The 24,012-nt window shown below is 64.0% G+C and carries 19 protein-coding genes; 6 read left to right on the top strand and 13 right to left on the bottom strand.

Going from position 1 to position 24,012, the window contains the following annotated elements:
* Positions 1–355: 355 nt before the first annotated feature.
* Positions 356–1,150, top strand: a complete 795-nt coding sequence (locus tag GWG65_RS00590) for an enoyl-CoA hydratase/isomerase family protein (protein ID WP_275193344.1) — start codon at positions 356–358, stop codon at positions 1,148–1,150.
* Positions 1,151–1,158: 8 nt separating this feature from the next.
* On the opposite strand, the gene GWG65_RS00585 is transcribed toward GWG65_RS00590, so the two are convergent.
* The 4 genes from GWG65_RS00585 to GWG65_RS00570 form a co-directional block, all read right to left on the bottom strand.
* Complete coding sequence (locus tag GWG65_RS00585; RefSeq protein ID WP_275193343.1) at positions 1,159–2,499, bottom strand: TRAP transporter large permease; 1,341 nt, start codon at positions 2,497–2,499, stop codon at positions 1,159–1,161.
* Complete coding sequence (locus GWG65_RS00580; RefSeq protein WP_275193342.1) at positions 2,496–3,074, bottom strand: TRAP transporter small permease; 579 nt, start codon at positions 3,072–3,074, stop codon at positions 2,496–2,498. The genes GWG65_RS00585 and GWG65_RS00580 overlap by 4 nt, the downstream gene beginning before the upstream one ends.
* Before the next feature lie 220 nt (positions 3,075–3,294).
* Complete coding sequence (locus tag GWG65_RS00575) at positions 3,295–4,290, bottom strand: TRAP transporter substrate-binding protein (protein WP_275193341.1); 996 nt, start codon at positions 4,288–4,290, stop codon at positions 3,295–3,297.
* 60 nt (positions 4,291–4,350) lie between these two features.
* Complete coding sequence (locus GWG65_RS00570; RefSeq protein WP_275193340.1) at positions 4,351–6,081, bottom strand: IlvD/Edd family dehydratase; 1,731 nt, start codon at positions 6,079–6,081, stop codon at positions 4,351–4,353.
* A 175-nt stretch (positions 6,082–6,256) separates the two neighbouring features.
* Here GWG65_RS00570 and GWG65_RS00565 point away from each other — a divergent pair, with 175 nt between their 5' ends.
* Positions 6,257–6,943 (top strand): GntR family transcriptional regulator, encoded by a 687-nt coding sequence (locus tag GWG65_RS00565; protein ID WP_275193339.1) that lies wholly within the window; start codon positions 6,257–6,259, stop codon positions 6,941–6,943.
* A 175-nt stretch (positions 6,944–7,118) separates the two neighbouring features.
* Positions 7,119–8,390, top strand: a complete 1,272-nt coding sequence (locus GWG65_RS00560; protein ID WP_275193338.1) for an MFS transporter — start codon at positions 7,119–7,121, stop codon at positions 8,388–8,390.
* Positions 8,391–8,682: 292 nt separating this feature from the next.
* Here GWG65_RS00560 and GWG65_RS00555 read toward each other — a convergent pair whose 3' ends face one another.
* Positions 8,683–9,507 carry an NAD(P)-dependent oxidoreductase gene (locus tag GWG65_RS00555; protein WP_275193337.1) on the bottom strand — a complete coding sequence of 275 codons (825 nt, stop codon included), beginning with the start codon at positions 9,505–9,507 and terminating at the stop codon, positions 8,683–8,685.
* 91 nt (positions 9,508–9,598) lie between these two features.
* On the opposite strand from GWG65_RS00555, the gene GWG65_RS00550 reads away from it, so the two are divergent.
* Complete coding sequence (locus tag GWG65_RS00550) at positions 9,599–10,579, top strand: SMP-30/gluconolactonase/LRE family protein (protein WP_275193336.1); 981 nt, start codon at positions 9,599–9,601, stop codon at positions 10,577–10,579.
* Positions 10,580–10,736: 157 nt separating this feature from the next.
* Here GWG65_RS00550 and GWG65_RS00545 read toward each other — a convergent pair whose 3' ends face one another.
* Together GWG65_RS00545 and GWG65_RS00540 are read right to left on the bottom strand one after the other, a co-directional pair.
* Positions 10,737–12,167 (bottom strand): aldehyde dehydrogenase family protein, encoded by a 1,431-nt coding sequence (locus tag GWG65_RS00545; protein ID WP_275193335.1) that lies wholly within the window; start codon positions 12,165–12,167, stop codon positions 10,737–10,739.
* A gap of 288 nt (positions 12,168–12,455) precedes the next feature.
* Positions 12,456–14,819, bottom strand: coding sequence for a transketolase (locus GWG65_RS00540; protein ID WP_275193334.1), 2,364 nt, complete (start codon positions 14,817–14,819; stop codon positions 12,456–12,458).
* A gap of 133 nt (positions 14,820–14,952) precedes the next feature.
* Here GWG65_RS00540 and GWG65_RS00535 point away from each other — a divergent pair, with 133 nt between their 5' ends.
* On the top strand, positions 14,953–15,414 hold the full coding sequence (locus GWG65_RS00535) for an Lrp/AsnC family transcriptional regulator (RefSeq protein WP_275193333.1): 462 nt from the start codon (positions 14,953–14,955) through the stop codon (positions 15,412–15,414).
* A gap of 185 nt (positions 15,415–15,599) precedes the next feature.
* Here the strand turns inward: GWG65_RS00535 and GWG65_RS00530 are convergent, their stop codons facing one another.
* From GWG65_RS00530 to GWG65_RS00505, 6 genes are all read right to left on the bottom strand, one after another.
* Positions 15,600–16,541, bottom strand: a complete 942-nt coding sequence (locus tag GWG65_RS00530; RefSeq protein ID WP_275193332.1) for a DMT family transporter — start codon at positions 16,539–16,541, stop codon at positions 15,600–15,602.
* A 188-nt stretch (positions 16,542–16,729) separates the two neighbouring features.
* Positions 16,730–17,569 (bottom strand): aldo/keto reductase, encoded by an 840-nt coding sequence (locus GWG65_RS00525; protein ID WP_275193331.1) that lies wholly within the window; start codon positions 17,567–17,569, stop codon positions 16,730–16,732.
* Positions 17,570–17,832: 263 nt separating this feature from the next.
* On the bottom strand, positions 17,833–20,538 hold the full coding sequence (locus tag GWG65_RS00520; RefSeq protein ID WP_275193330.1) for a nitrate reductase: 2,706 nt from the start codon (positions 20,536–20,538) through the stop codon (positions 17,833–17,835).
* 13 nt (positions 20,539–20,551) lie between these two features.
* Positions 20,552–21,769 (bottom strand): FAD-dependent oxidoreductase, encoded by a 1,218-nt coding sequence (locus GWG65_RS00515; protein ID WP_275193329.1) that lies wholly within the window; start codon positions 21,767–21,769, stop codon positions 20,552–20,554.
* Between the two features lie 10 nt (positions 21,770–21,779).
* A complete protein-coding gene (locus GWG65_RS00510) occupies positions 21,780–22,208 on the bottom strand; it encodes a globin family protein (RefSeq protein ID WP_275193328.1) in 429 nt (142 codons plus the stop codon).
* Between the two features lie 121 nt (positions 22,209–22,329).
* The gene (locus tag GWG65_RS00505; protein ID WP_275193327.1) at positions 22,330–23,709 is read right to left on the bottom strand and encodes an MFS transporter; all 1,380 of its coding nucleotides are present in this window, start codon (positions 23,707–23,709) and stop codon (positions 22,330–22,332) included.
* Between the two features lie 96 nt (positions 23,710–23,805).
* On the opposite strand from GWG65_RS00505, the gene GWG65_RS00500 reads away from it, so the two are divergent.
* Entirely contained in the window at positions 23,806–23,997 is a 192-nt protein-coding gene (locus tag GWG65_RS00500; RefSeq protein ID WP_275193326.1) for a hypothetical protein, read from the top strand.
* The last annotated feature ends 15 nt before the right edge of the window (positions 23,998–24,012 follow it).

Genomic DNA, 24,012 nt, shown 5'->3' with positions numbered 1-24,012 from the left:
CCGAATTTCTGGACACAGGTGTACCCCACGTCGACTCCTCTCTTGCTGATTTGGCTTGCTAGCCGCGTCGATTGAGGAGCCGGCGCTCGTGTCCGTCCCTAAACGATGGCAACACCATTTGAGCCTATCGTTCCGCCCAACGCAAGACCATCGCAGGCCGCCCCGAGCGGCAGGACCATCGCATATGAAGAAGAAGTCGGTCTGCGGTTTCCTTGTGGCCGATCCTTCCATGCAGGCCGAGCACTTTCATGGCATCCCAAGCGCTACATGCGATTGCCCTGCCCCAAGCGGGGATTGTCACCCCCCGCCTTCTGCGATTTAGTTGCAGCAATGACCTCCTGCCGGGGATTTGCCAATGACCGCTCCCGTCTCCCGACCCGATGATCCGGCTCTGCTGCGGATCGACGGCCCGATCGCGACCATCACGCTCAACCGCCCCGCCGCGTTCAACTCGATCAACCTTGCGATCGCGCAGAAGCTCGAACAGCTCGCAGCCTATATCGAGGGCGCCGACGAGATCAGGGTCGTCGTGATCGAAGGCGAAGGCCGCGCCTTCTCGGCCGGCGGCGATCTGCAAACGATCGGCGCTGCCGCCGAGGCCAATACGGTGACGCCGGTCGTCGGCGAACTGCTCAAGCACTATCATGCCTTCATCGAAACCATCCGGCGCATGCCGAAGATTTCGCTGTCCAGCGTGCACGGCTCGGCCGCCGGCGCCGGCATGGGGCTCGCCTTCGTCACGGACCTCTGCATTGCCGCCGATGACGCCAAATTCACGCCGGCCTATGCCAAGATCGGCGTGTCGCCGGACGGCGGCTCTACGGTCGGCATCGTCGGCACGGTCGGGTCCCGCCGTGCGCTGCAGATCTTCCTGTCGGAAGACAATTTTACCGCGCAGCAGGCCTATGAATGGGGCCTCGTTGCGAAGATCGTTCCCGCGACGGAGCTGAAAGCGGCGACGCGGCAGCTCGCCGAGCGGCTGGCGCAGAATCCGCCGACCGCGATCGCCGGCACCAGGTCGCTGGTCTACCAGGCTGTCACAACCTCAGTGAAGCAGCAGCTCGACGCCGAGGAGCACAAGATCATCATGGCGATGAACACGGAGGAGTTTCGCGCCGCCGTGAAGAAATTCACCAGCAAGGGGAAGTAGCCAGGCTCTCATTTCGGGCAGATGTAACCGGTTCCCGCCGGCGATTTGAAGCAGCCGACGGATTCCGGCAGCACCTGCTGCGGCAGCCACAACACCACGCTCGGGAAGTAGATCGCAAACGCGATGGTGGCGAAGAACACCAGATAGATCGGCAACGCCGCACGCAGCGCCTTGGCAAAACTGACGCCGACGAATTTTGACGCCATCAGTAGCACCAATCCGTAAGGCGGCGTGATCAGGCCGAAGGCGAGCGTGGCGATCAGCACCACGCCCATATGCACGCCGTTGATGTCGCCGGCTTCCGTCAGCGTGTTGACCAGCGGCATGAAGATGATGATGGTCGGGACCGGCTCAATGAAGTCGCCGACCACGGTGAACAGCAGCACCATCAGCAACATGATCAGGTGCGGATCGTTGCCGGCGATCGAGGTGATCATTTCGGCAATGTAGCTGGCGCCGCGCAAGTACGCGAGCATCCAGCCGAAGGCGTTGGCGGCGCCGATCGTGATCAGCGGCAGCGAGAAGATCAGCCCCGCGAGGCAGAAATCGTAGGGGATTTTGCTGATATGCCCGCGGTTGAGCGCGGGGATCACGACGAGGATGATCCAGACCACGGCAACGACGCCGGCTTCCGTTGGCGTGAACCAGCCGGTGAGAATGCCGCCGAGCAGGATGACCGGAATCATCAGCGGCAAGGCGGCATCGCCGCCAGCGAATACGATCTGCCGCAGCGGCGCGCGCGGCTTGCGCAGGCCGGAGGGGCCGAAGAAATAGCAGTAGATCATCAACCCGAAGCCGATCATCAGCCCCGGCACCACGCCCGCCATGAACAGGCCGGCGATCGAGACGTTGCCGACCGCGCCATAGACCACGGCGGTGATGCTCGGCGGCACCAGCGCCGCAATGGTCGAGGCGGATGCGATGATGGCGGCGATGAAGGCAGGCTCGTAGCCCTCCCGCTTCATCGGGCCGCCAAGCGCGCGGCTCATGACCGCGACGTCCGCGGTGGTCGAGCCGGACATCTCCGAGAAGAACATGCTGAAGACGACCACCACCTGCGACAGTCCGCCCCTGACATGCCCGACCAGCGACACCGACAGGTTCGCGATCCGCACCACCACGTTGGCCGAGCTCATGAGCTCGCCGACCAGGAGGAAGAACGGGATCGCCAGCAGCGCCTCGGAATCGACGCCGTCGAAGATCTTCTGGATGATGGCGGCGAGCGAGACGTCCGACAGGATCGCGCCGATGAACACACCCGCCATCAATGAGAATGGCACGGGGACGCCGAGATACCCGAACGACAGGAAGCAGATCGACATCAACGCCAGGACGATGGGCGCGCTCACAGCTGCGCCCTCATCTGTGCGTCGGTGATGACAGGCGTGGTATCCTCGTCCGGCGGCTCGGGATGATCAAAGCCGTTGCGCAGGCCATTGACGAGCTGCTCGATCGTGAACAGGCCAATCAGCACACCCGACAAAGGGATGATCGCATAGAGCGAGGCGATCGGCGTGCCCGACGGCAGGCGAAAACTGCCGAAGCCACGGAGATAGTTCTGATAGCCATAGAAGATCAGGCAGAAGGCGACGCCGAGCACGACGAGGCGGATGATCACTTCGACGATGATCCGCGGCGTGCCGTGCATGGCCTCGGAGATCGCCGTGAGATAGAGGTGATCGTTGCGCCGGGTCGCCGCCGCCGTGCCGACGAAGATGGCATAGATGAACAATGTCGAGGTGACCTCCTGGAGCCACAGCCAGGGATGACCGATGGTGCGCGTGACGATATCGGCGGTCACCGACAGCGAGAAGCCGAAGCACAGCACGCCGCAGAGGATCATCAGCGCGAGCTCGAGCCAGTCGAGCGCGCGCCATTTGAGGTGACGCTGGCGCTGAACGAGGAGTTTGTCGGCGATGGGCATTGAGGTTCCTGAACCCAAGGGGTAGCGCTCACTCCTCATCCTGAGGAGCGGCGTCTTCGCCGCGTCTCGAAGGAGAGGCCACAGACGGGCCTTCATGGTTCGAGACGCCCGCTTTGGCGGGCTCCTCACCATGAGGGTCTAAAACTCTCGCCGCAAAACGCGACCTCATCCTGAGGGCCCGCCGTAGGCGGGCGTCTCGAAGGATCACCGCAAACGCAGGCTAATTGATCGACCGGATCAGGTTCTTGATCTTCTCGGCATGCGGGCCGAGCTCCTTGGCGAGCTTGTCGAGATAGGGATCGGCGACCGCCGTAAAGCTCTTCTTGTCGACGTTGTCGACGATCTTGACGCCCATCTTCTTCAGCTTGTCGGCCGCGGTGCGCTCGAGGTCGAACGCCTTCTGCGGCTCCTTCGTGCTGATCTCATTGGCCGCTGCCTGCACCCAGCCCTTCTGCTCGGCCGACAGGCTCTGCCAAAGCTTGTCGGAGACGAAGACCAGCGCATTGTTGGCCTCGTGCTCGGTGATGTTCAGGACCGGGGCCACCTCGTAGTGCTTGTTAACGAGATAGACGTTGATGCTGTTCTCGGCGACGTCGACCACGCCGGTTTGCAAGCTTGTGTAGACGCTGCCGAACGGCATGTGCACGGTCTGGGCGCCATAGGCCGGGAACATGGTGTCCTCGGTTGCGGTCGCCTGCACGCGGATCTTCAGGTTCTTGATGTCGCCGACATTATGGATTTCTTTCTTGGAGTACATGTGACGCACGCCCTGTGAGCCCGTGGCGATCACGTGCAGGCCCTGCGTGGTCTCGTCGATCATGATCTTGAGCGCTTCGAACACTTTTGGATCGGCCAGCCCCTTGACCACATGGTTCTCGTCGCGGAAAAGGAAGTGCAGCGACATCACGCCGGCCTGCGGCGAGATCGTCGCGGTGTTGGCGGACGAGATGATCGCGAATTCGACGTCGCCCGCCTTCACGAGCTGGAGCACCTGCGGCTCCTGCCCGAGCTGGGCGCCGGGATACTGGTCGATGATCATGGTGCCCTTGCTCAATTCCTTGAGCTTGTCGGCAAAGAGGTCACCCGCGATCGAATAGCCGGTGTTGCGCGGCTGGTCATAGGCGAAGCGATAATGCTTCACCTCCTGCGCTCCGGCTCCAGTGACGAACAGCATGGCGGCCATGGCCACCAACCCACACATGGATCGTGCAATCATCGTTTCCCCCTGTTGTATCGCCCGCCGCTTGAGCGGCTGAGCGTTCGTCCGGGTGATCGGTCACCCTTTTTCGGTCTTTTGCTCAGTCTGCTTTCCAGTCCTCTGCATGAAATCGAAGTCGCAGCCCTCGTCGGCCTGCATGATGGTCTCGTTGAACAACCAAGCGTAACCGCGCCGCGCCTCGTCCGGCGCAGCGGCCGGCTTCAACGTCGCACGCCGACGCTCCAGCTCCGCCGCATCGACCAGCAGCTCGATGCTGCGTTTTGCAACATCCAGCCGGATCATATCGCCGTTCTTCACCAGTGCCAGCGGCCCACCGACAGCGGATTCCGGCGTGATGTGCAGCACGATAGTGCCGAACGCCGTGCCGCTCATGCGCGCGTCCGAAATGCGCACCATGTCCTTGGTTCCGCCGCGCGCCAGCTTCTTCGGGATCGGCAGATAGCCCGCCTCGGGCATGCCGGGCGCGCCCTTCGGCCCCGCATTGCGCAGCACCAGCACGTCGTCGGCGGTTACGTCGAGATCGGGATCGTCGACCCGCAAGGTCATGTCCTCGACGGATTCGAACACCACCGCACGCCCGGTGTGCTGCAACAGCTTGGGGCTTGCGGCCGACTGCTTGATCACCGCGCCGCGCGGCGCGAGGTTGCCGTGCAGGACGGCAAGTCCGCCCTCCTTCTTGATCGGATTGTCGCGCGGACGGATCGCGTCCTGGCCGGGCACGTCTTCCGCATTGGCGACGATTTCGCGCAGCGTCTGGCCCGCGATCGTCTTCGCATCGAGATCGACGAGGTCGCCGAGCTGCGCCAGCAATTTCGGCACGCCGCCGGCGTGATGGAAATGCTCCATATAGTGCTCGCCCGACGGCTTGAGATCGACCAGCACCGGCACCTCGCGGCCGAGCTGGTCGAAGGCGGCGAGATCGAGCCGGTGCGGCGAGCGATGCGCCATCGCCGTCAGATGGATCAAGCCGTTGGTCGAGCCGCCGATGGCTTGCAACACCACCTGCGCATTTTTGAACGAGGCCGGCGTCAGCAACTCGCTCGGCTTGGGCCCCTTGGTCTTGGCCATCTCGGCGGCAACCTTGCCGCTGGCCTCGGCAAGACGAAAACGCTCGGCATGTGGCGCCGGAATTGTCGCGCTCATCGGCAGCGACAGGCCCATCGCCTCAACCATGCAGGCCATGGTCGAGGCCGTGCCCATCACCATGCAGGTGCCGACCGATGGCGCGAGACGGCCGTTCACCGCCTCGATCTCGGCATCATCCATTTCGCCGGCGCGATACTTGCCCCAGAGACGGCGGCAGTCGGTGCAGGCGCCCAGCACCTCGCCCTTGTGGTGGCCGACCACCATCGGGCCGACCGGGATGACCACGGTCGGCAGATCGGCGCTGATCGCGGCCATCACCTGCGCGGGAAGCGTCTTGTCGCAGCCGCCAATCACGATCACCGAATCCATCGGCTGGGCCCGGATCATCTCCTCGGTGTCCATTGCCATCAGATTGCGCAGATACATCGAGGTGGGATGCGCAAAGCTCTCGGCGATCGAGATGGTCGGGAACACGAACGGCATGGCGCCCGACAGCATCACGCCGCGCTTGGCGGCCTCGATGATCTTAGGCACGTTGCCGTGGCAGGGATTGTAATCGCTATAGGTGTTGGTGATGCCGACGATCGGGCGCTCCAGCGCGTCGTCGGAATAGCCCATGGCCTTGATGAACGCCTTGCGCAGGAACAGCGAAAAGCCGGCATCGCCATAGCTCGTCAGACCCTTGCGCAAGCCACTGCTCATCAGCCACTCCATTCCGCCTTGCCATTGTCGTACAGCCTGCCCATTGATTGTCAATAACTCAAGCGACTTTTCCGGTCTTTCCGGACGATGGCACCGCAAACCATTCCGATTATTGACAATCCAATGCTTCCCTGCTCCACAGAGAGAACCGGCCAGACGCCGGGAGGCAGAAGGAATGTCCGACACGCACACCGCAGATAACATGACGGTCCGGCGCGACGATCCGGACGACGTCGTCGCGCGGCTGGAAGAGGACATCATCTTCGGCCGCCTCGCGCCGGGCGCGCGCCTGACCGAGGACGCGTTGGTGTCGGCCTACGGCACCTCGCGCCACTTCGTGCGCCAGGCGCTGGTGGACGCGGAGCGGCGCGGCATCGTCCGCCGCGAGAAGAATGTCGGCGCCACCGTGCGGTTCTATTCGGCCGAGGAAGTCCGGCAGATCTATGAGGTCCGGGAGATGCTGACCCGGCAGGCCGCGCTGATGATCCCCCTGCCTGCGCCGCAAGGCCTGATCGACGAATTGATCGCGTTGCAACGACAGTATTGCGCGAAAGCCGACGCGCAGGACCTGCGCGGCATTCACGAGACCAACGACGCCTTCCACCTCGCGCTGTTCGGGGCTTGCGGCAATCCCTATCTGGTGCGCTCGCTGCAAGACTACATGAACCTGACGCTGCCGATGCGCGCAAAAAATCTCGCCGACCGCGACGGGCTGGCGCAGTCGCGGCGCCAGCACGAGCTGATGATCGAGCTGTTGAAGGGCCGCGACAGCTGGGCGCTCGCCCAGCTCTGCGTCGATCACATGCAGTTCAGCAAGAAGGATTATCTGGCGCGGATTGGGGACGAGGGAGCTGGGCGGTAGGGGGCGCGCACTCGTGAATGTGAGATATCCTCCAGCCTGAATCGCCGCACCGCGTCAAGACAGGCATCAAGACCTTTTGTCAAGCCATCGAAATAACGCAGAGCCGGAATAGATAGAGCCGCGTCGGGCAGCAGATCGCACGTCCTCACCCTTCCCCCCTCCCGAATGAAATGACATGACCGAACAGACCCTGACTGAGCCGATCGACCAGCGGAAAGAACTGTCCCGCGGCTTTTCGCGCTACCAGTCGATCCTCGTTGCACTGCTGGCGCTGGTGCAGTTCACGATCATCATCGACTTCATGATCATGTCGCCGCTCGGCGCCATCATCATGCCGGCGCTCGATATCTCGGCCGCGCAGTTCGGCGTCGCGGTCTCAGCCTACGCCTTCAGCGCGGGAATTTCCGGTATCATGGCAGCCGGGTTTGCCGATCGGTTCGATCGCAAATGGCTGCTTCTGTTTTTCTATGTCGGCTTTACCCTTGGAACGGCGCTTTGCGCGATCGCTCCCAACTACCATGTGCTGCTGCTCGGGCGGATCGTCACCGGTCTGTTCGGCGGTGTGATCGGCTCGGTCGTGCTCGCCATCGTGACCGATTTGTTTGCGCTGCAATTGCGCGGCCGCGTCATGGGTTTTGTGCAAACCGCCTTCGCTGCGAGCCAGGTGCTTGGCATTCCGGCCGGTCTTTTTCTCTCCAACCACTGGAGCTGGCACGTCGCGTTCGGCGCATTGGTCGGCCTGTCGGTGATCGGGATGGCCGCCGTGCTGTTCCTGATGAAGCCGGTGAACGGCCATCTCGTGCTGAAGCAGGACAAGAACCCGTTCCAGCATCTGATCGCGACGGTGGCGCAGCCGCGCTATTGGATGGCATTTTCGGTGACGACGCTGCTGGCCACCGGCGGCTACATGCTGATGCCGTTCGGCAGCGCCTACACCGTGCACAATCTCGGCATCGATATCGTTCACCTGCCGACGATCTATCTCGTCTCCGGCCTGTTCAGCATTTTCATCGGGCCGCTGGTGGGACGCGCGAGCGATGCTTTCGGCAAATATCCCACCTTTGTCTTCGGAAGCGCCATGTCCATCGTCATGGTGCTGATCTACACGCATCTCGGCGAGGTGAACCTGACGGTCGCGATCCTGGTCAACGTCCTGATGTTCGTCGGCATCTTCTCCCGCATGATCCCATCGCAAGCGTTGATCTCCGCAATCCCCGAGCCGGCACAACGCGGCTCCTTCAGCGCGGTCGGCGCTTCCTTGCAACAACTCTCCGGCGGCCTCGGCTCCGTACTCGCCGCCGCGCTGATCGCACAGGATGCCGACGGCACGCTCCGGCATTTCGACCGGCTCGGATACGTCGTCGTGACGACGGCGGTGGTATCGCTGATCCTGATGTACCTGGTGCAGAGGCCCATCGCGGCCCAGGCCGGCAAGCGCGTCGTTTGAGGCGACCTTCCTTTCGCCTCTCCCCGCTTGCGGCAGGGCTATCGCATATGGGCTGATCTTGTTGTGGCCGATCCTTCGAGACGCCCGCCTTGGGGCGGGCCCTCAGGATGAGGATGGAATGCGCGGCAGCGGTTTCGACGGGCTCCGATGCCGCTCAGCCTCATCCTGAGGAGACCGCGGAGCGGTCGTCTCGAAGGACGAGGCGCGCGCTCAGGCCGCCCAAAAGGCCGTATGCGATAGCCCTGCCGCTTGCGGGGAGAGGGAGCGCTGCGCCATTGCGACGTCGCTCGATCTACCGCTTATTCCAGTCGATGATGCGGCTCGCATCGCCGTCGAACTCGTTGCTGCAGAACGCGCCGCCCTGATAGTGGTCGCCGATCGGATCGGGCTTCAGCTTGGCCTGCTCGGCCATGGCGTGCTGCACATGATCCTCGGAGCGGCCGGTCGGGCGATAGCCGAACTCGTAGGCGCGGTGGTTGTCCCACCAGGCGCGCTCGTTCAACGATACGCCGTAGAAGATCTCGAAATGGATGTCGGGATGCTCGAGCCCGATCTGGCAGAGCTGCACCAGATCCTCCGGCTTCAGCCAGATCGAGATCCGGCGGTGATCGAGCGGCACGTCGCCGAAATTGCCGATCCTGAGACAAGTGACCTTCAGCCCGTGCTTGTCGGCGTAGAGGGCGCCGACCGCTTCGCCGAACACCTTGCTGACGCCGTAGCGACCGTCGGGCCTCGCCGTGACATCGGTGCCGATCCTGTGGTGGCGCGGATAGAAGCCCACAGCGTGATTCGACGAGGCGAACACCACGCGCTTGACGCCCTTCCTGTACGCCGCCTCGAACAGATTGTAGCCGCCGATGATGTTGGCCTGGAGGATGTCGTTCCAGGGGCCTTCGACCGAATAGCCGCCGAGATGGATGATGCCGTCGACGCCCTCGCAGATCGCCTCGACCTGTGCCATGTCGGACAGGTCCGCCGCCTTGAACTTTTCGCCGGGGCCGAGATCGGCGGGCGGGCGGATGTCGCTGAGCAACAGGTCCGGATAGATCGGTGGCAGTAGTTTTCGCAAGCGCGTTCCGATTCCACCCGAAGCTCCCGTCAACAAGATGCGCGGCATGTCTTCCCTCGTATTTGGCCACAGATTTGCGGCCGTAGATAACTGATGATAGCAGACTTGGACAGAGGGAACACAATAACGAGACCTGCACATGAACGATGCATCGTCCCAATTCCAGGAAAGGCCGCAAGGCTGGCGGCCGGCGACCTATTACCCCGATCCGGCGATAAGTGCACTCGACCCACGCTTCGAAAAATACTGGCTCAAGCTCTCGGCCGTGGAGCGGCTGACGACTGGCCTGCGCTGGGCCGAAGGGCCGGTGTGGTTCGGCGACGGGCGCTATCTGCTCTGCAGCGACATCCCGAACCAGCGCATCATCAAATGGGAGGAGGAAACCGGCGCCGTCTCGGTGTTCCGCAAGCCCTCGAATTTCGCCAACGGCAACACGCGCGACCGCCAGGGCCGGCTCGTCACCTGCGAGCATGGCGGCCGTCGCGTCACCCGCACCGAGTATGACGGCTCGATCACGATGCTGATGGATTCCTTTGGCGGCAAGCGACTGAACTCGCCGAACGACGTCGTCGTGAAGTCCGACGGCTCGATCTGGTTCACCGATCCGACCTTCGGCCTGCTCGGCAATTACGAGGGCTACAAGGCCGAATCCGAGATCGAGCCGAACGTCTACCGGTTCGATCCTGCGACCGGCAAGGCGACCATCGTCGCCGAAGGCGTGTTGGGCCCGAACGGCCTTTGTTTCTCACCTGATGAGAAGATCCTGTACGTGGTGGAATCGCGCGGCGTGCCTAACCGAAAAATCCTCGCCTATGACGTCTCGGCGGACGGCACCACGATTTCCAACAAGCGCGTCTTCATCGATGCCGGTCCAGGCACGCCGGACGGCATGCGCTGCGACATCGACGGCAATCTCTGGTGCGGCTGGGGCATGGGCGATCCCGAGCTCGACGGCGTCGTGGTGTTCGCGCCCGACGGCGTCATGATCGGCCGCATCGCGCTGCCCGAGCGCTGCGCCAACCTCTGCTTCGGCGGCGTCAAGCGCAACCGCCTGTTCATGGCGGCGAGCCAGTCGATCTACGCACTGTATGTCAACACGCAGGGCGCGGTGGGGGGATAGGTTCTCTCCTCCGTCATTGCGAGCGAAGCGACGCAATCCAGAATCTTTCCGCGGGGACAGCCTGGATTGCTTCGTCGCAAGAGCTCCTCGCAATGACGAAACGAAAAACGCCGGAGCGGTTTCCCGCTCCGGCGTTATGTTCATCAGGCGCTAGAGATTACGCCGCGTTGAAGCCGGCGACGGCCTTCACTTCGAGGAAGTCCTCGAGGCCGTACTTGCCCCACTCGCGGCCGTTGCCAGACTGCTTGTAGCCGCCGAACGGCGCGGAGCGGTCGTTGGGCACGCCCTGGAGGTTGACGTTGCCGGCGCGGATCCGGCGCGCGACGCGCTTGGCGCTCTCGACGGTGTCGGCCGAGACATAGCCGGCAAGGCCGTACGGCGTGTCGTTGGCGATCTGCACGGCATCGGCTTCGTCCTTGGCGCCGATGATGGTCAGCACCGGTCCGAAGATCTCCTCGCGAGCGATCGTCATGTCAGGGGTGACGTCGGCGAAGATGGTCGGGCGGACATAGAAGCCCTTGTTGACGCCCTCGGGCAGGCCCGGGCCGCCGGCGACGAGCGTTGCGCCCTCGTCGATGCCCTTCTTGATCAGCCCCTGGATCTTGTCCCACTGGCCGCGATTGACCACGGGGCCGATGGTGGTGCCTTCGGCGCGGGGATCGCCGGCCTTGGTCTTGTCGGCGACGGCCTTCGCGATCGCGGCGACTTCCTTCATCTTCGACAGCGGCACGATCATGCGCGAGGGCGCGTTGCAGGACTGGCCGGAGTTGTTGAACATGTGCATCACACCGCCGGTCACCGCCTTCTGCAGGTCGGCGCCTTCGAGGATGACGTTCGGCGACTTGCCGCCGAGCTCCTGGCTGACGCGCTTCACGGTGGGAGCCGCGCGCTTGGCCACGTCGATACCGGCGCGGGTCGAGCCGGTGAACGAGATCATGTCGATGTCGGGGTGCTCGCTCATGGCGGCACCGACCTCGGGGCCGAGACCGTTGACGAGGTTGAACACGCCCTTCGGCACGCCGGCTTCGTGGAGGATTTCCGCGAAGATCAGCGCCGAGGTCGGCGTGAACTCGGACGGCTTCAGGATCATGGTGCAACCGGCGGCGAGCGCGGGCGCGACCTTGCAGGCGATCTGGTTGAGCGGCCAGTTCCAGGGCGTGATCATGCCGACCACGCCGATCGGCTCGCGCAGCACCATCGCGGTGCCGACCGGTTCCTCGAAATGATAGTTCTTGAGCACGTCGAGCGTGGTCATGAGATGACCGAGGCCGGCGCCGGCCTGGAGCTTCTCCGCCATCGGCAGCGGCGCGCCCATTTCGTCGGAGACGGCGGCGCCGATCTCCTTGAGGCGGCCCTTGTAGACCTCGATGACTTTCGAGAGCAGCGCGACGCGCTCCTCGCGGCTGGTCTGGGAGAACGTTGCAAAGGCGCGCTTGGCGGCGGCGACGGCCTTGTCGACGTCGGCCTTGGAGCCCAGCGCAACCTCGTACATCGCCTCTTCCGTCGCCGGATTGACCACGGCGGTGGATTTCTTGACGGCGGGATCGACCCAGGCGCCGTCGATGTAGAATTGCATGCGATTGACCATCGTTAACCTCTTCTTGGGGGCTTGGAGGGGGCGTTTCGGCAGGCATCCTTGCACGAAAGCGCCGGCAATTGAACCCGCCATATGCAGGGCCACCGTTGCTGCGGACGGGCGGAATATGGGACGTGCGTTGGGCCGAGGCAAGCGCCTGGGTCCCGGCTCAGCGTCGCGTCATTTCATGCCGCGCTGCGTCCGGGACACGAGATTTTACCGAGCCGAACCACTCGTGCCCCGGACGCAGCGCAGCGCTACTTCAGCGGTGCGCTGCTGAGCCGGGGCCCATGCGAGCGATCACACCGCCATCTTGCGATGAAGCACGGGAGCGCCGGTGGTGAGGCTTTCGGCCGCATCGATGATGGCGTTGGCGTCGATGCCGTGATGGCGGTAGAGGTCGGCGATGCTGCCGGTCTGGCCGAACTGCTCGACGCCGAGCGCCTCGACGCGATGGCCGCGGACGCTGCCGAGCCAGCCGAGCGCCGCCGGATGGCCGTCGATCACGGAGACGATGCCGCAGTCGCGCGGCAACGGCGCCAGCAGCTTCTCGATGTGGCTGAGATGCTGCACGCCGCGGCGATCGCGCCGCAATTTTCGCGCGGCGGTCCACCCCGAATGCAGGCGATCGGCCGACGTGATCGCGAGCAGGCCGATGTCGCGGCGGCTCTCGCCGATGAATCCGGTCGCCTCGATCGCTTCGGGCGCAACCGCCCCGGTATAGGCGATCACGAGCTCGGCATTCGGCCCCGGCTTGCGCAGCCAATAGGCGCCGTCGGTGATGCCCTGCTCCAGCTCGGCCGTCATGATCCGCTGCGCCTGCTCGATGCTGCGCGTCGAGAGCCGCAAATAGACGGAGCCGCCCTCGCCCGGATCGCGCTGCATGTGATTGAACCCCCAGCCCATGATCACGGCGAGCTCATCGACGAAGGCGGGCTCGAACGAGGCGAGCCCATCCTGCGCCATGCCGATCAGCGGGGTCGCGATCGACTGATGCGCGCCGCCTTCGGGCGCGAGCGTAATGCCGGACGGCGTCGCCGCCACCATGAAGCGCGCGTCCTGGTAGCAGGCATAGTTCAGCGCATCGAGACCGCGCTCGATGAAGGGATCGTAGAGCGTGCCGACCGGCAGCAGCCGCTCGCCGTTGATCTGGTGCGACAGGCCGAGCGCGGAGAGCATGATGAACAGGTTCATCTCGGCGATGCCGAGCTCGAGATGCTGGCCCTTGGGCGAGGCATCCCAGTTGAACGTGGAGGGAATTTTCTCGCTGCGGAATAAGTCCGCCTTCTCGGCATTTGCGAACAGGCCGCGCCGGTTCACCCACGGGCCGAGATTGGTCGAGACGGTAACGTCCGGCGATGTCGTGACGATACGCCTGGCCAGCTCGCTGTCGCTGCGTGCGATCTCGTTGAGCACGAGGCCAAAGCCCTGCTGGGTCGACATCTGCGGCGACGGCTTGAAGGCGAGCTGCGACGGCACTTCGACCACCGGCGCGGTGAGCCGGCGGCCATCCTGGTTGAACGGCACCTGCGCGAGGAAGGCGTCGAGCTCGGCGGGGTCCTGCGCGAGACCCTCGTATTTGTCCCATTCGTGGCCCGGACGGATATTTTGACTCTCGCGATATTTCTCCATCTGCGCGACCGTCATCAGGCCGGCATGGTTGTCCTTGTGGCCCTGGAACGGCAGGCCGACGCCCTTGATGGTGTAGGCGATGAAGCAGACCGGGCGATCGTGGTCGATCTGTTCGAACGCCTCGAGCATGCTCGCCATATCGTGGCCGCCGAGATTCGACATCAGCGCCAGCAGTTCGTCGTCGCTGCGGCGCTCGATCAGTTTTGTGATCGGACCCTGGTCGCCGATCTCGTCGTGCAGGTGCTTGCGAAAGGCCGCACCGCCCTGGAAGCACAGCGCCGCATAGAGCGCGTTCGGGCAATTGTCGATCCAGCGCTTCAGCGCCTCGCCGCCGGGCTCGGCAAAGGCCTCGCGCATCAGGCGGCCGTACTTCACGATGACGACGTCCCAGCCGAAATTGCGGAACATGGTCTCGAACTTTTCCCAGAGCCCTTCGCGCACGACGGCATCGAGCGACTGGCGGTTATAGTCGACGACCCACCATGTGTTGCGCAGGCCGTGCTTCCAGCCTTCGGCGAGCGCCTCGAAAATGTTGCCCTCGTCCATCTCGGCATCGCCGACCAGCGCAATCATCCGCCCCTCGCGGCGATCCTTCATCCAGCCATGCGCTTTGACGTAGTCCTGCACCAGCGAGGCGAACAGCGTCTGGGCGACGCCGAGACCGACGGAGCCGGTCGAGAAATCGACGTCGTCGACATCCTTGGTCCGCGAAGGATAGGACTGCGCGCCCTTGAAGCCGCGAAAGTTCTCGAGCTTCTCGCGGCTCTGTCGGCCGAACAGATACTGGATGGCGTGGAACACCGGGCTCGCATGCGGCTTCACCGCGATGCGATCCTCGGGCCGCAACACATGAAAATACAGCGCCGACATGATGGTGGCGAGCGACGCGGACGAGGCCTGGTGGCCGCCGACCTTCAACCCATCCGCGTTGGTGCGGATATGGTTGGCGTGATGAATGGTCCAGGACGACAGCCACAGCGCCTTGCGGCTAAGGGCGGACAGGATTTCGAGACGAGCGGAATCAACGGGCATGGCGATGCTCCGGCAAATAAGGCCCCGATCATACGCCTGCCGGCTGCGCCGGATTTCTCAATTTTTCGCGCCATACCCGCCGGTATTGGGATATTTTACCGGAAGACGCCCATGGAACACAGGTTTCATCCCAATGCCCGAGCTCGACGCCATCGACCGCAAGATCCTCGCTTTGCTCCAGAACGACAGCCGGCTGACCATGCAGGAACTCGCCGACAGGGTCGGACTCTCGGTCTCACCCTGCCATCGCCGCGTCAAGCTGCTGGAGGAGCGCGGCGTGATCAGCCGCTACATCGCGACCGTTGACCAGAAGGCGCTGGGGCTGCACGTCAGCGTGTTCATCTCGATCAAGCTGGCGCGGCAGAAGGAGGAGGACCTCAACCGCTTTGCGCGCGCCATCTCGAAATGGGACGAGGTGCTGGAATGCTACCTGATGACCGGCAACCGCGACTATCTGCTCCGCGTCGTCGCCGCCGACCTCGCCTCCTACGAGACCTTCCTCAAGACCAAGCTGACCCGGCTCGACGGCATCGCCTCGATCGAGTCGAGCTTTGCGCTGAGCCAGGTGAAGTATTCGATCGCGCTGCCGGTGTAGGGCCTCCGACTCCCCGTCATTGCGAGCCAACGGGTCCGCGCAAAGCGCGGCCCGATGACAGGCTCCGCGAAGCAATCCAGAGTCCCTCCGCGTCGGCAGCCTGGATTGCTTCGCTACGCTCGCAATGACGGGTGCTTTATCGCCACGGCTGCACGATGATCTTGGTGTGCGCCTCGTGATTGGCGTCAGGCGTTCGGCGAACGCTCTTCCAGGATCAGGAGCTGGGCACGGCGGATGCGTTCGCGATGGGCGATGTAGAGACCGCTTGCGACGATGAAGGCAGCACCAGTGATGGTCCAGACGTCGGGCAATTCGCCGAAGATGAAGAAGCCCAAAATGCTGACCCAGAGCAGCTGCGTGTAGGAGAACGGCGCCAGCACCGAGGCATCGCCATAGCGATAGGCCAGCACGACGATCCACTGGCCCACCGTGGACGCGACGCCGATGACGATGCCAAGCCCGATCGCGGTCCAGCTCGGCGTCACCCAGACGAACGGCACCATCGCGGTGAGGATCGCAACACCGGTCAGCGCGGAATAGGCCATCGTGGTGACGACGGCTTCGCGCCCGCTGATCATCCGCGTCAGGATCAGCGCGGCGGCCCAGCAGAATGCCGAGATGATCGGGAACACCGCGGCAACGTGAAACGCGCTCGAGCCCGGCCGCAGGATAATCATCACGCCCATCAAACCGATCGCCGTTGCGATCCAGCGGCGCATGCCGACCTTCTCGCTGAGAAAGACGATCGACAGCGCCGTGACGAACAGCGGCGAGACGAAGCCGGTGGCGGAGGCTTCCGCGATCGGCAGGAAGCCGAGGCCGGTGATGAAGAACAGCGAGGAGCCGAGCAGCGCGGCGCCGCGCATCAGTTGCAAACCGAGCCGCTCGGTATGCATCGCATAGAGCGGCGAGCGCGGAAACATCACCGGCGTGAACATCAGCGCGAACGTGACGAAGCGGATCCAGGTGATCTCGATCGACGGCAGGCTCGTCGACAGATATTTCGCGGTGACGTCGGAGCAGCCGAGGAACACTGTCGACAACAGCACCAGCGCAATGCCCTTGAAGGGATGATCGACGCGCGCGGGTGCGCGGCGGCCGACCTTCTTCTTTTCGGGCATGGGCATGGAAATACTGTCGAGCCTTGCGGCTGCGGCGGGCGGCGGAGTCACGGCTGGAACTCTGGAAAAATGCGAATCGGGAGCGGTCGTAAAAAACGACAAATGCGCCGCCTTCACAACTTCCGAAAACAGGATGCCGATATGCGCCGATCGCCGCGCGCGTCAATACCCCGTTAATAATGGGCGTTTGTGCACTACAGCATGGGCAGGCCGCGCGGCTTGGGACCGCGCGGAAACGCCGCATCCAGCGCTGCAATCTCGTCCTTCGTCAGCGCGAGATCGCCGGCCCCCGCGTTTTCGCCCGCGTGTTCCGCGGATGACGCCTTGGGAATCGCAAACACCGTAGTTGCACGGGTGAGGAAGCTCAGTGCGACTTGGCGCGGCGTCGCACCACGCGCTTCCGCGATGCGCGCAAGCACCGCGCCGCCCTTGCTGCTGCTCGTTGGAAAATCGTCATGACCGAACGGCGAATAGGCCACTACCGTCGTGCCGTACCGCTCGCACCAGGGGATCACCGCATGCTCGATCGCGCGTTCTTTCAAATGATAGAGCACCTGATTGCAGGCGATCCCGCCCTCGCCTGCGACATCGAGAATCTCGTCGAGGTCGTCGGCATCGAAATTGGAAACGCCCCAGGATTTGATCTTACCGGCCTTCACCAGTTCCTCGAACGCGGCGACGGTGTCCTCGAGCGGATAGGAACCGCGCCAGTGCAAGAGATAGCAGTCGAGCCGGTCCGTCTTCAGCCGCTTCAGCGAGCGCTCACAGGCCGCAATGGTGCCGCGGCGCGAGGCGTTGCTCGGCAGCACCTTCGAGACCAGAAACACTTCATCACGGCGGCCCGCAATCGCTTCCGCAATGACGAGCTCGGCGTCGCCGTACATCTCGGCGGTGTCGATATGACTCATGCCGAGATCGAGTCCACGCTGAAGCGCCGCAATCGCGCGCTTACGGTCGCCATGGTCAAGGTACCAGGTGCCCTGCCCGATGATGGAGACGTTGGCGCCGGTCTTGCCGAAGGGATTTTTTTGCATGTTCTTCTCTGATGCCGACTTCTCGTCGGAGCAACTACGACGGAGCTCAAGAGTTCAGTTCACCGACGACAGCAAGCTGTTGGACGGCAGGCACCATAGGGCACAGCGGCGCGGCCGTCGATTGCGGCGGGTGTCATCGCAAAAATTCGTGCGCAACTACATCCACGCGTCATTGCGAGCGCAGCGAAGCAATCCAGACTGTCACCGCGGAGGGATTCTGGATTGCTTCGCTACGCTCGCAATGACGATGGAGAGAGCCGGGCCTACCCCGCCGCGCCCGCGAGCTTGGCCTGCTTTGCCGGCGCCACTTCGGTCGTCGCGATCAGGCGCTTCAGCTCGGGTATGCAGGAGCCGCAATTGGTGCCGGCCTTGAGTTTGGCGCCGATCTCGGCGGCCGTGCGCGCGCCGGCGGCGATGGTGTCGCAGATGGTGCCGCGGCCGACGCCGAAGCATGCGCAGACGATGGGGCCGGTCGACGCGGCGCCCTCGCCGGACTTGCCGGACAACAGCATGCGGCGCTGCTCGTCGGTGACGTGATCGGCCACGAACAGGCTCTTCACCACCTCCCAATCGCCGGCGTCGTGGGCGGGGCCGACAAACAGGCAGGTCTCGATGCGATCGCCCGCGAACGAGGCGGCGCGATAGACGCCGCCACCGAAATCGCGGTAGTCGGCGACATCCTCACCGGCGACGCCGGCGAGCCAGGCCGGCCAACGCGCGAGATCGGCATTGTCCGCGAAGAGATAGCCGAAGCCGCCGGCGACGCTGACGCGCGTCCACAACAGGTTCGGCGGCAGTTCGAGCTGCTTTCGCGACAGCGCAAAGCCGCGGAAGACGTATTCATACGGCGCGATCGCAGCCGGAGTCGCTTTGGACTCCGGTTGCCCCGAGAACGGATCGGTGAACGACTGCACCAGCGCGCCGACGCGGCCGTGCGAAGCGTTCATTGCACTCCAGTGGATCGGCGCGAACAGCGTGCCGCGCTGCTGCCGCTCGCTGACGACGACCTTCAGGATGCACTGGCCGTAGTCGGTGGTGATGCGGGCAAAACCATCATGGACGACGCCGAACTTGTTGGCATCGTCGGGATGAATCTCGACGAACGGCTCGGGCAGATGCGCGCCCAGCCGCTGGCTCAGGCCCGTGCGCGTCATGGTGTGCCACTGATCGCGGATGCGCCCGGTGTTGAGCCGCAGCGGGCGCGAGGCGCCGGTCTCGCCGCGCAGCGCCGGCACGTCCGGCGCGATGAAGCGGCCCTTGCCGTCATTGGTAAAGAAGCCGCCGCTCGCGAAGAGGCGCTCGCCGGGCGTCCCGCCTTCGCGCGCGGGCCACTGCACAGGCTTCAACGCGTCGAAGGCGTCGTCGGACAGTGCGCTGAGCGCGCCGATGTCGAAATCGCGACTGCCATCGTTCTCGAAGGCCGAGAGCGCCGCATGCTCGCGGAAGATATCCGCGGCGGATTTGTAGTCAAAGCTGCCGCCGAAGCCGAGACGCTTGGCGGTTTCGCTGAGGATCCACCAGTCCGGCCGCGCCTCGCCCGGAGCCGGCAGGAACGAGCGCTGGCGCGAGATGCGGCGCTCGGAATTGGTCACGGTGCCCGACTTCTCGCCCCAGGCCAGCGCCGGCAACAGCACGTGCGGGCCGGCGTCGACGGTGTCGTTGGCGAGCACGTTCTCCGAGACCACGAACAGTTCGAGCTTTTTCAGCGCCTCGCGCACGAAGTCCGCATCGGGCAGCGACACCGCCGGATTGGTGCCCATCACCCACAGCGCCTTGACCTCGCCGCGGTCGATGGCTTCGAACAGTTGCACCGCCTTCAGCCCCTCATGGGTGGCGATGCGCGGCGCCTTCCAGAACCGCCGCACGCGATCAATGTCTGGCGGCGTGAAGTTCATGTGCGCGGCGAGCTGGTTGGCAAGGCCGCCGACCTCGCGGCCGCCCATCGCATTGGGCTGGCCGGTGAGCGAGAACGGCGAAGCGCCCGGCTTGCCGATGCGCCCGGTGGCGAGATGGCAGTTCAGGATCGCGTTGACCTTGTCGGTGCCCTGCGCCGACTGGTTGACGCCTTGCGAATACAGTGTGACGACGCGCGGCGTGTCGCGAAACATCTTGAAGAAACTTGCAACATCCTGCTCGGTGAGGCCGGTGGCAAGCGCGGTCGCAGTCACGCTACCAGCAATGCTACGCGAACGGGCCAGCGCGTCATCAAAGCCCGAGGTGTTCTCTGCGATATAGTCCTTGTCCAGCGCGCCATTGTCGGCGAGATGGACAAAGAGACCGGAGAACAGCGCGGTATCGGTGCCGGGCTTGAGGCCCAGGAACAGATCGACGTCGCCGGCCGTGTCGGTGCGGCGCGGATCGATCACGATCATGCGCGCGCCGCGCTCCTGCCGGTTCTTCAGCATGCGCTGGAACAGCACCGGATGGCACCAGGCGGCGTTCGAGCCGACGAAGACCAGTAGATCGGCCTCGTCGAGATCCTCATAGCAGCCGGGCACGGTGTCGGCCCCGAAGGCGCGGCGATGGCCGGCGACCGAGGACGACATGCAGAGCCGCGAATTGGTGTCGACATTGGCCGTGCCGACGAAGCCTTTCATCAGCTTGTTGGCGACGTAATAGTCCTCGGTGAGAAGCTGACCGCTGAGATAAAACGCGACCGCGTCCGCGCCGTCGCGCGCAACGATGTGCCGCATGCGATGGGCGACATGGTCGAGCGCATCGCTCCAGGCGACGCGTTCGAGCACGCCCTTGCAGCGGATCATCGGATAGAGCAGCCGGCTCTCCAGTCCCACGGTCTCGCCGAGCGCCGAGCCTTTCGAGCAGAGCCGGCCGAAATTGGCGGGATGATCGGGATCGCCCGCGATCGCGGCGCCGCCGTTGCCGTCGGGCGTCGCCAGCACGCCGCAGCCGACACCGCAATAAGGGCAGGTCGTCTTGGTCGTGCGCAGCGTGGGATCAATCACCGTCATCTCAAACCGCCCGTCAAGCTGCCTTGGAAGGACGCGCCAGCGCGCGGCCGAACATCATGTCGGTGCGGATTGCCACAACCTTTTCGCGATTGCGGATCAGCTCGAGATACCAGAGCGCATCGACGGTATCGCCGATCAGCACGGCGCCGGTGAGACGCCCGTCGGCGATGACGAGCTTCTTGTAGGTGCCGCGCCTGCGGTCGGTGAGCACGAGGCTCTCGCTGCCCTCCCCGCTCATGAAGTCGCCGGCGGAAAACACGCTGACGCCCGAGACCTTCAGATTGGTCGAAACCACGCTGCCCTGGTAGGAAGCAGGCCGGCCGGCGAGATGCCGCGCCAGCACCCGCGCCTGCTCATAAGCCGGCTCGACCAGGCCATAGCAGATGCCGCGATGCTCGGCACATTCGCCGAGCGCGTAGATGTCGGGCGAGGCCGTCTGCATCTCGTCGTTGACGACGATGCCGCGGTTGACCGCGATGCCGGCGTCCTTGGCCAGCGCGACGTTGGGCCTGATGCCGGCGGCGAAGATCACGGCGTCGGCCTCGATGCGGCTGCCGTCGGCAAGCTCGACGGCTTCAACGTGCCCCTCACCATGGATGCGGACGGTCGAGGCGTTGAGCAGGATGCGGATGCCCTTGCGCTCGACCAGCGTCTTCAGCAGGTCGGCGGCCGGCAGATCGAGCTGGCGTTCCATCAGCCGGTCCATCAGATGCAATAGCGTCACCGGCGCACCGGCCTTGGCCAGCCCATAGGCCGCTTCAAGCCCGAGCAGACCGCCGCCGACCACGACGACGCGCTTCTTAGCCGCCGCGAGCGTCAGCAGCAGATCGACGTCGCGGGTGTCGCGGAAGGTGTGCACGCCGGCAAGATCGGCGCCGGGCACGTTGAGCCGCAGCGGCGTCGAGCCGGTGGCGAGCACGAGCTTGGAATATTCCATGCTCTCCTCGCCTTCGATCTTGAGCTCGCGGCGACCGGGGTCGATCTCGGTGACGCGATAGCCACAGCGCACCGTGACGCCGCGATGGCGCCACCAGTCGGCGGGCCTGAGCTCGATCTCGTGCGAGCCAGTCTCCCCCGCAAGCACGGAGGAGAGCAGCACGCGATTGTAAGCGAGCCGCGGCTCTTCGCCGATCACCGCGACCGCGTAGCGGCCGAGCGAGGTCTTGGCGAGTTCGTCGACCAGACGCGTGGCCGCCATACCGTTACCGACGATGACGAGCGGTTCACTCACAGGGCATTTCCTATTCAGCGGCCTGCGACTGCGCGCCGTAGGCCTCGGAAATCATGAAACCGGACAGCACTGCGTAGGCGTCTGTCCAGGCTTTTGCCAGTTCGGGCGTCCAGGCTTCGCCGAGCCCCTTTTCCAGGGTCCACAGCAAGGTCGCGCCGACCACCGGGTAGTGCTCGGCCTTGGCGCCATAAGCGACGTGACGCTGGGCCAGCGCCGAGGCCGCGGGAAGAATCGATTCCAGATTCGACAGGCCACCGACGACGGCGGCCAGCATGCCCATCAGCTTCTTGCGCTGCTCGGTCATGTCCTCGGGAAACATCGCGCGCACGGACGGCGCCACCTCGAACAGACGATCGTAGAACAGCACCGCGGCCGTTTCTGAAATCGGCTCGACCTTGGAAAAGCTCTGCTGGACGAGGGTGATCTGTTCGGGCGTCATGATGTTCTCCTGGCTGTTAGGTCCGCCTTTGTCCGCGCCATTGCGGAAAAAGTTCATGGGTCAAACGTTCCGGCCAATGCTTCTCCCCGCGTACGGGGAGAAGCGAGATTCGTACCAAGTGTCACACACGTGCTTCGGCAAGGCTTGGCGCGCCTTCACCCTGCGGGCTGCGACGTAGATAAAACCACCAGGTCAGGGCGAGGCAGGAGGCGTAGAAGGCGAGATAGATCGCGAGCGCGAGCTGCGGTCCGCCGGTGAGGGCGATGGACTTGCCAAAACCGCTCGGGATCAGATAGCCGCCGACGGCACCGACCGCGCCGATGAAGCCGACCGCCGCACCGCTCTCGATGCTCGCTGTCTTCATAGCAAGCGCGCGCGCCGCATCGCCCTTGCCGCGCACCTTGAACAGGTTCTGCTCGCGGAAGATCGAGGGGATCATGCGGTAGGTCGAGCCGTTGCCGATACCCGTGGTAACGAACAGGATCAGGAACATCGACAGGAAGCCGATAAAATCCTTTTGCCCGACGAAATAGACCACGCCGACCGTCGCCGCCGCCATCGCAATGAAGTTCCAGAACGTGATGATGGAGCCACCGATCTTGTCGGCGAGCCAGCCGCCCAACGGACGCGACAGCGATCCGACGAGAGGCCCGAGGAATGCGATCGCGATCGTCACCGTGGGGAATTGCGTCTTGATCAGCAGCGGAAATGCCGCGGAATAGCCGATGAAGGATCCGAACGTGCCGATATAAAGGTACGCCATGATCCAGGTGTGCTTGCGCTTGACCACCGCGAGCTGGTTCTTGATCGACGACTTGGCGGTGGTGAGGTTGTTCATGAAGAACACCGCACCGAACACCGCGATCGCGATCGGCAGCACCCACATCAGACCGGCATTCTGAAGGAAGACGCCGTCGACGGGGCTTGCCTGGAACAGGTTGATGACGGCGAGCGTCATCAGGATCGGGGTCAGCAGCTGCACGCTGGAGACGCCGATATTGCCGCCGGCCGCGTTCAAGCCGAGCGCCCACCCCTTCATCCGGTCGGGGAAGAAGAACGAAATGTTGGTCATGCTGGAGGCGAAGTTGCCGCCGCCGAGGCCCGCAGTGGAGGCAATCAGCAGCATCAGCCAGAACGGCGTGTCGGGCTGGCTGACGAAATAAGCGAGCGACAGCGTCGGGATGAACAGGATCGCCGCGCTGAAAATGGTCCAGTTGCGGCCGCCGAAGGTCGTGACTGCGAACGTATAGGGAAAGCGCATCAAGGCGCCGATAAGTCCCGGCACCGCGACGAGCTGGAACAGCTGGTCGGTGGTGTAATGGAAGCCCGCCTGCGGCAGCTTGGTGGTGACGATGCTCCAGATCAGCCACACCGAGAAGCCGATATGTTCGGCCACGATCGACCAGATCAGGTTGCGCCGCGCGACGGTCTTGCCAGTCGCATTCCAGAACGCCTCGTTTTCGGGGCGCCAGTCTGAAATCCAAGTTGGATTTTTCGTCATTGAGTATCCCTTCTAAGCTCACCGCTGCGCCGTTGCAGGCTCAGCCTCCGGCCACGGAGGCGCGCGCCGAGGCCAAGCCCCGGTGGCGAGTTCACGATGCTGATTGATGATGTTGAGGGACGTCGTCGTTGGCGTCGGACAAGGTATTTCAATTTCCGTGCCAATTGCACGCAATCAGGAAATGCAGGGAATTCAGGTGCTTATTCGCATCGCCCGAAGTTTTTGCAGGCCGATTTCGCATGCAAATTTTGCGATCCGCTCAATCCTTGTGCGGCGCACAAGGATTGAGCGAGATGTCTGTTA

The sequence above is a fragment of the Bradyrhizobium sp. CSA207 genome, from assembly GCF_029051685.1.
Taxonomy (GTDB): Bacteria; Pseudomonadota; Alphaproteobacteria; order Rhizobiales; family Xanthobacteraceae; genus Bradyrhizobium.
Note: the sequence above shows the minus strand (reverse complement) of the source record. Positions and strands in the feature narration are given on the sequence as shown.

Bases quoted from the DNA above. Each gene is read 5' to 3' on its own strand.
- GWG65_RS00575 (WP_275193341.1), bottom strand. From the start codon at position 4,290: ATGATTGCACGATCCATGTGTGGGTTGGTGGCCATGGCCGCCATGCTG.
- GWG65_RS00545 (WP_275193335.1), bottom strand. From the start codon at position 12,167: ATGGTCAATCGCATGCAATTCTACATCGACGGCGCCTGGGTCGATCCC.
- GWG65_RS00560 (WP_275193338.1), top strand. From the start codon at position 7,119: ATGACCGAACAGACCCTGACTGAGCCGATCGACCAGCGGAAAGAACTG.
- GWG65_RS00570 (WP_275193340.1), bottom strand. From the start codon at position 6,081: ATGAGCAGTGGCTTGCGCAAGGGTCTGACGAGCTATGGCGATGCCGGC.
- GWG65_RS00510 (WP_275193328.1), bottom strand. From the start codon at position 22,208: ATGACGCCCGAACAGATCACCCTCGTCCAGCAGAGCTTTTCCAAGGTC.
- GWG65_RS00540 (WP_275193334.1), bottom strand. From the start codon at position 14,819: ATGCCCGTTGATTCCGCTCGTCTCGAAATCCTGTCCGCCCTTAGCCGC.
- GWG65_RS00500 (WP_275193326.1), top strand. From the start codon at position 23,806: ATGCTGATTGATGATGTTGAGGGACGTCGTCGTTGGCGTCGGACAAGG.
- GWG65_RS00590 (WP_275193344.1), top strand. From the start codon at position 356: ATGACCGCTCCCGTCTCCCGACCCGATGATCCGGCTCTGCTGCGGATC.
- GWG65_RS00565 (WP_275193339.1), top strand. From the start codon at position 6,257: ATGTCCGACACGCACACCGCAGATAACATGACGGTCCGGCGCGACGAT.
- GWG65_RS00550 (WP_275193336.1), top strand. From the start codon at position 9,599: ATGAACGATGCATCGTCCCAATTCCAGGAAAGGCCGCAAGGCTGGCGG.
- GWG65_RS00535 (WP_275193333.1), top strand. From the start codon at position 14,953: ATGCCCGAGCTCGACGCCATCGACCGCAAGATCCTCGCTTTGCTCCAG.
- GWG65_RS00580 (WP_275193342.1), bottom strand. From the start codon at position 3,074: ATGCCCATCGCCGACAAACTCCTCGTTCAGCGCCAGCGTCACCTCAAA.
- GWG65_RS00555 (WP_275193337.1), bottom strand. From the start codon at position 9,507: ATGCCGCGCATCTTGTTGACGGGAGCTTCGGGTGGAATCGGAACGCGC.
- GWG65_RS00505 (WP_275193327.1), bottom strand. From the start codon at position 23,709: ATGACGAAAAATCCAACTTGGATTTCAGACTGGCGCCCCGAAAACGAG.
- GWG65_RS00530 (WP_275193332.1), bottom strand. From the start codon at position 16,541: ATGCCCATGCCCGAAAAGAAGAAGGTCGGCCGCCGCGCACCCGCGCGC.
- GWG65_RS00525 (WP_275193331.1), bottom strand. From the start codon at position 17,569: ATGCAAAAAAATCCCTTCGGCAAGACCGGCGCCAACGTCTCCATCATC.
- GWG65_RS00520 (WP_275193330.1), bottom strand. From the start codon at position 20,538: ATGACGGTGATTGATCCCACGCTGCGCACGACCAAGACGACCTGCCCT.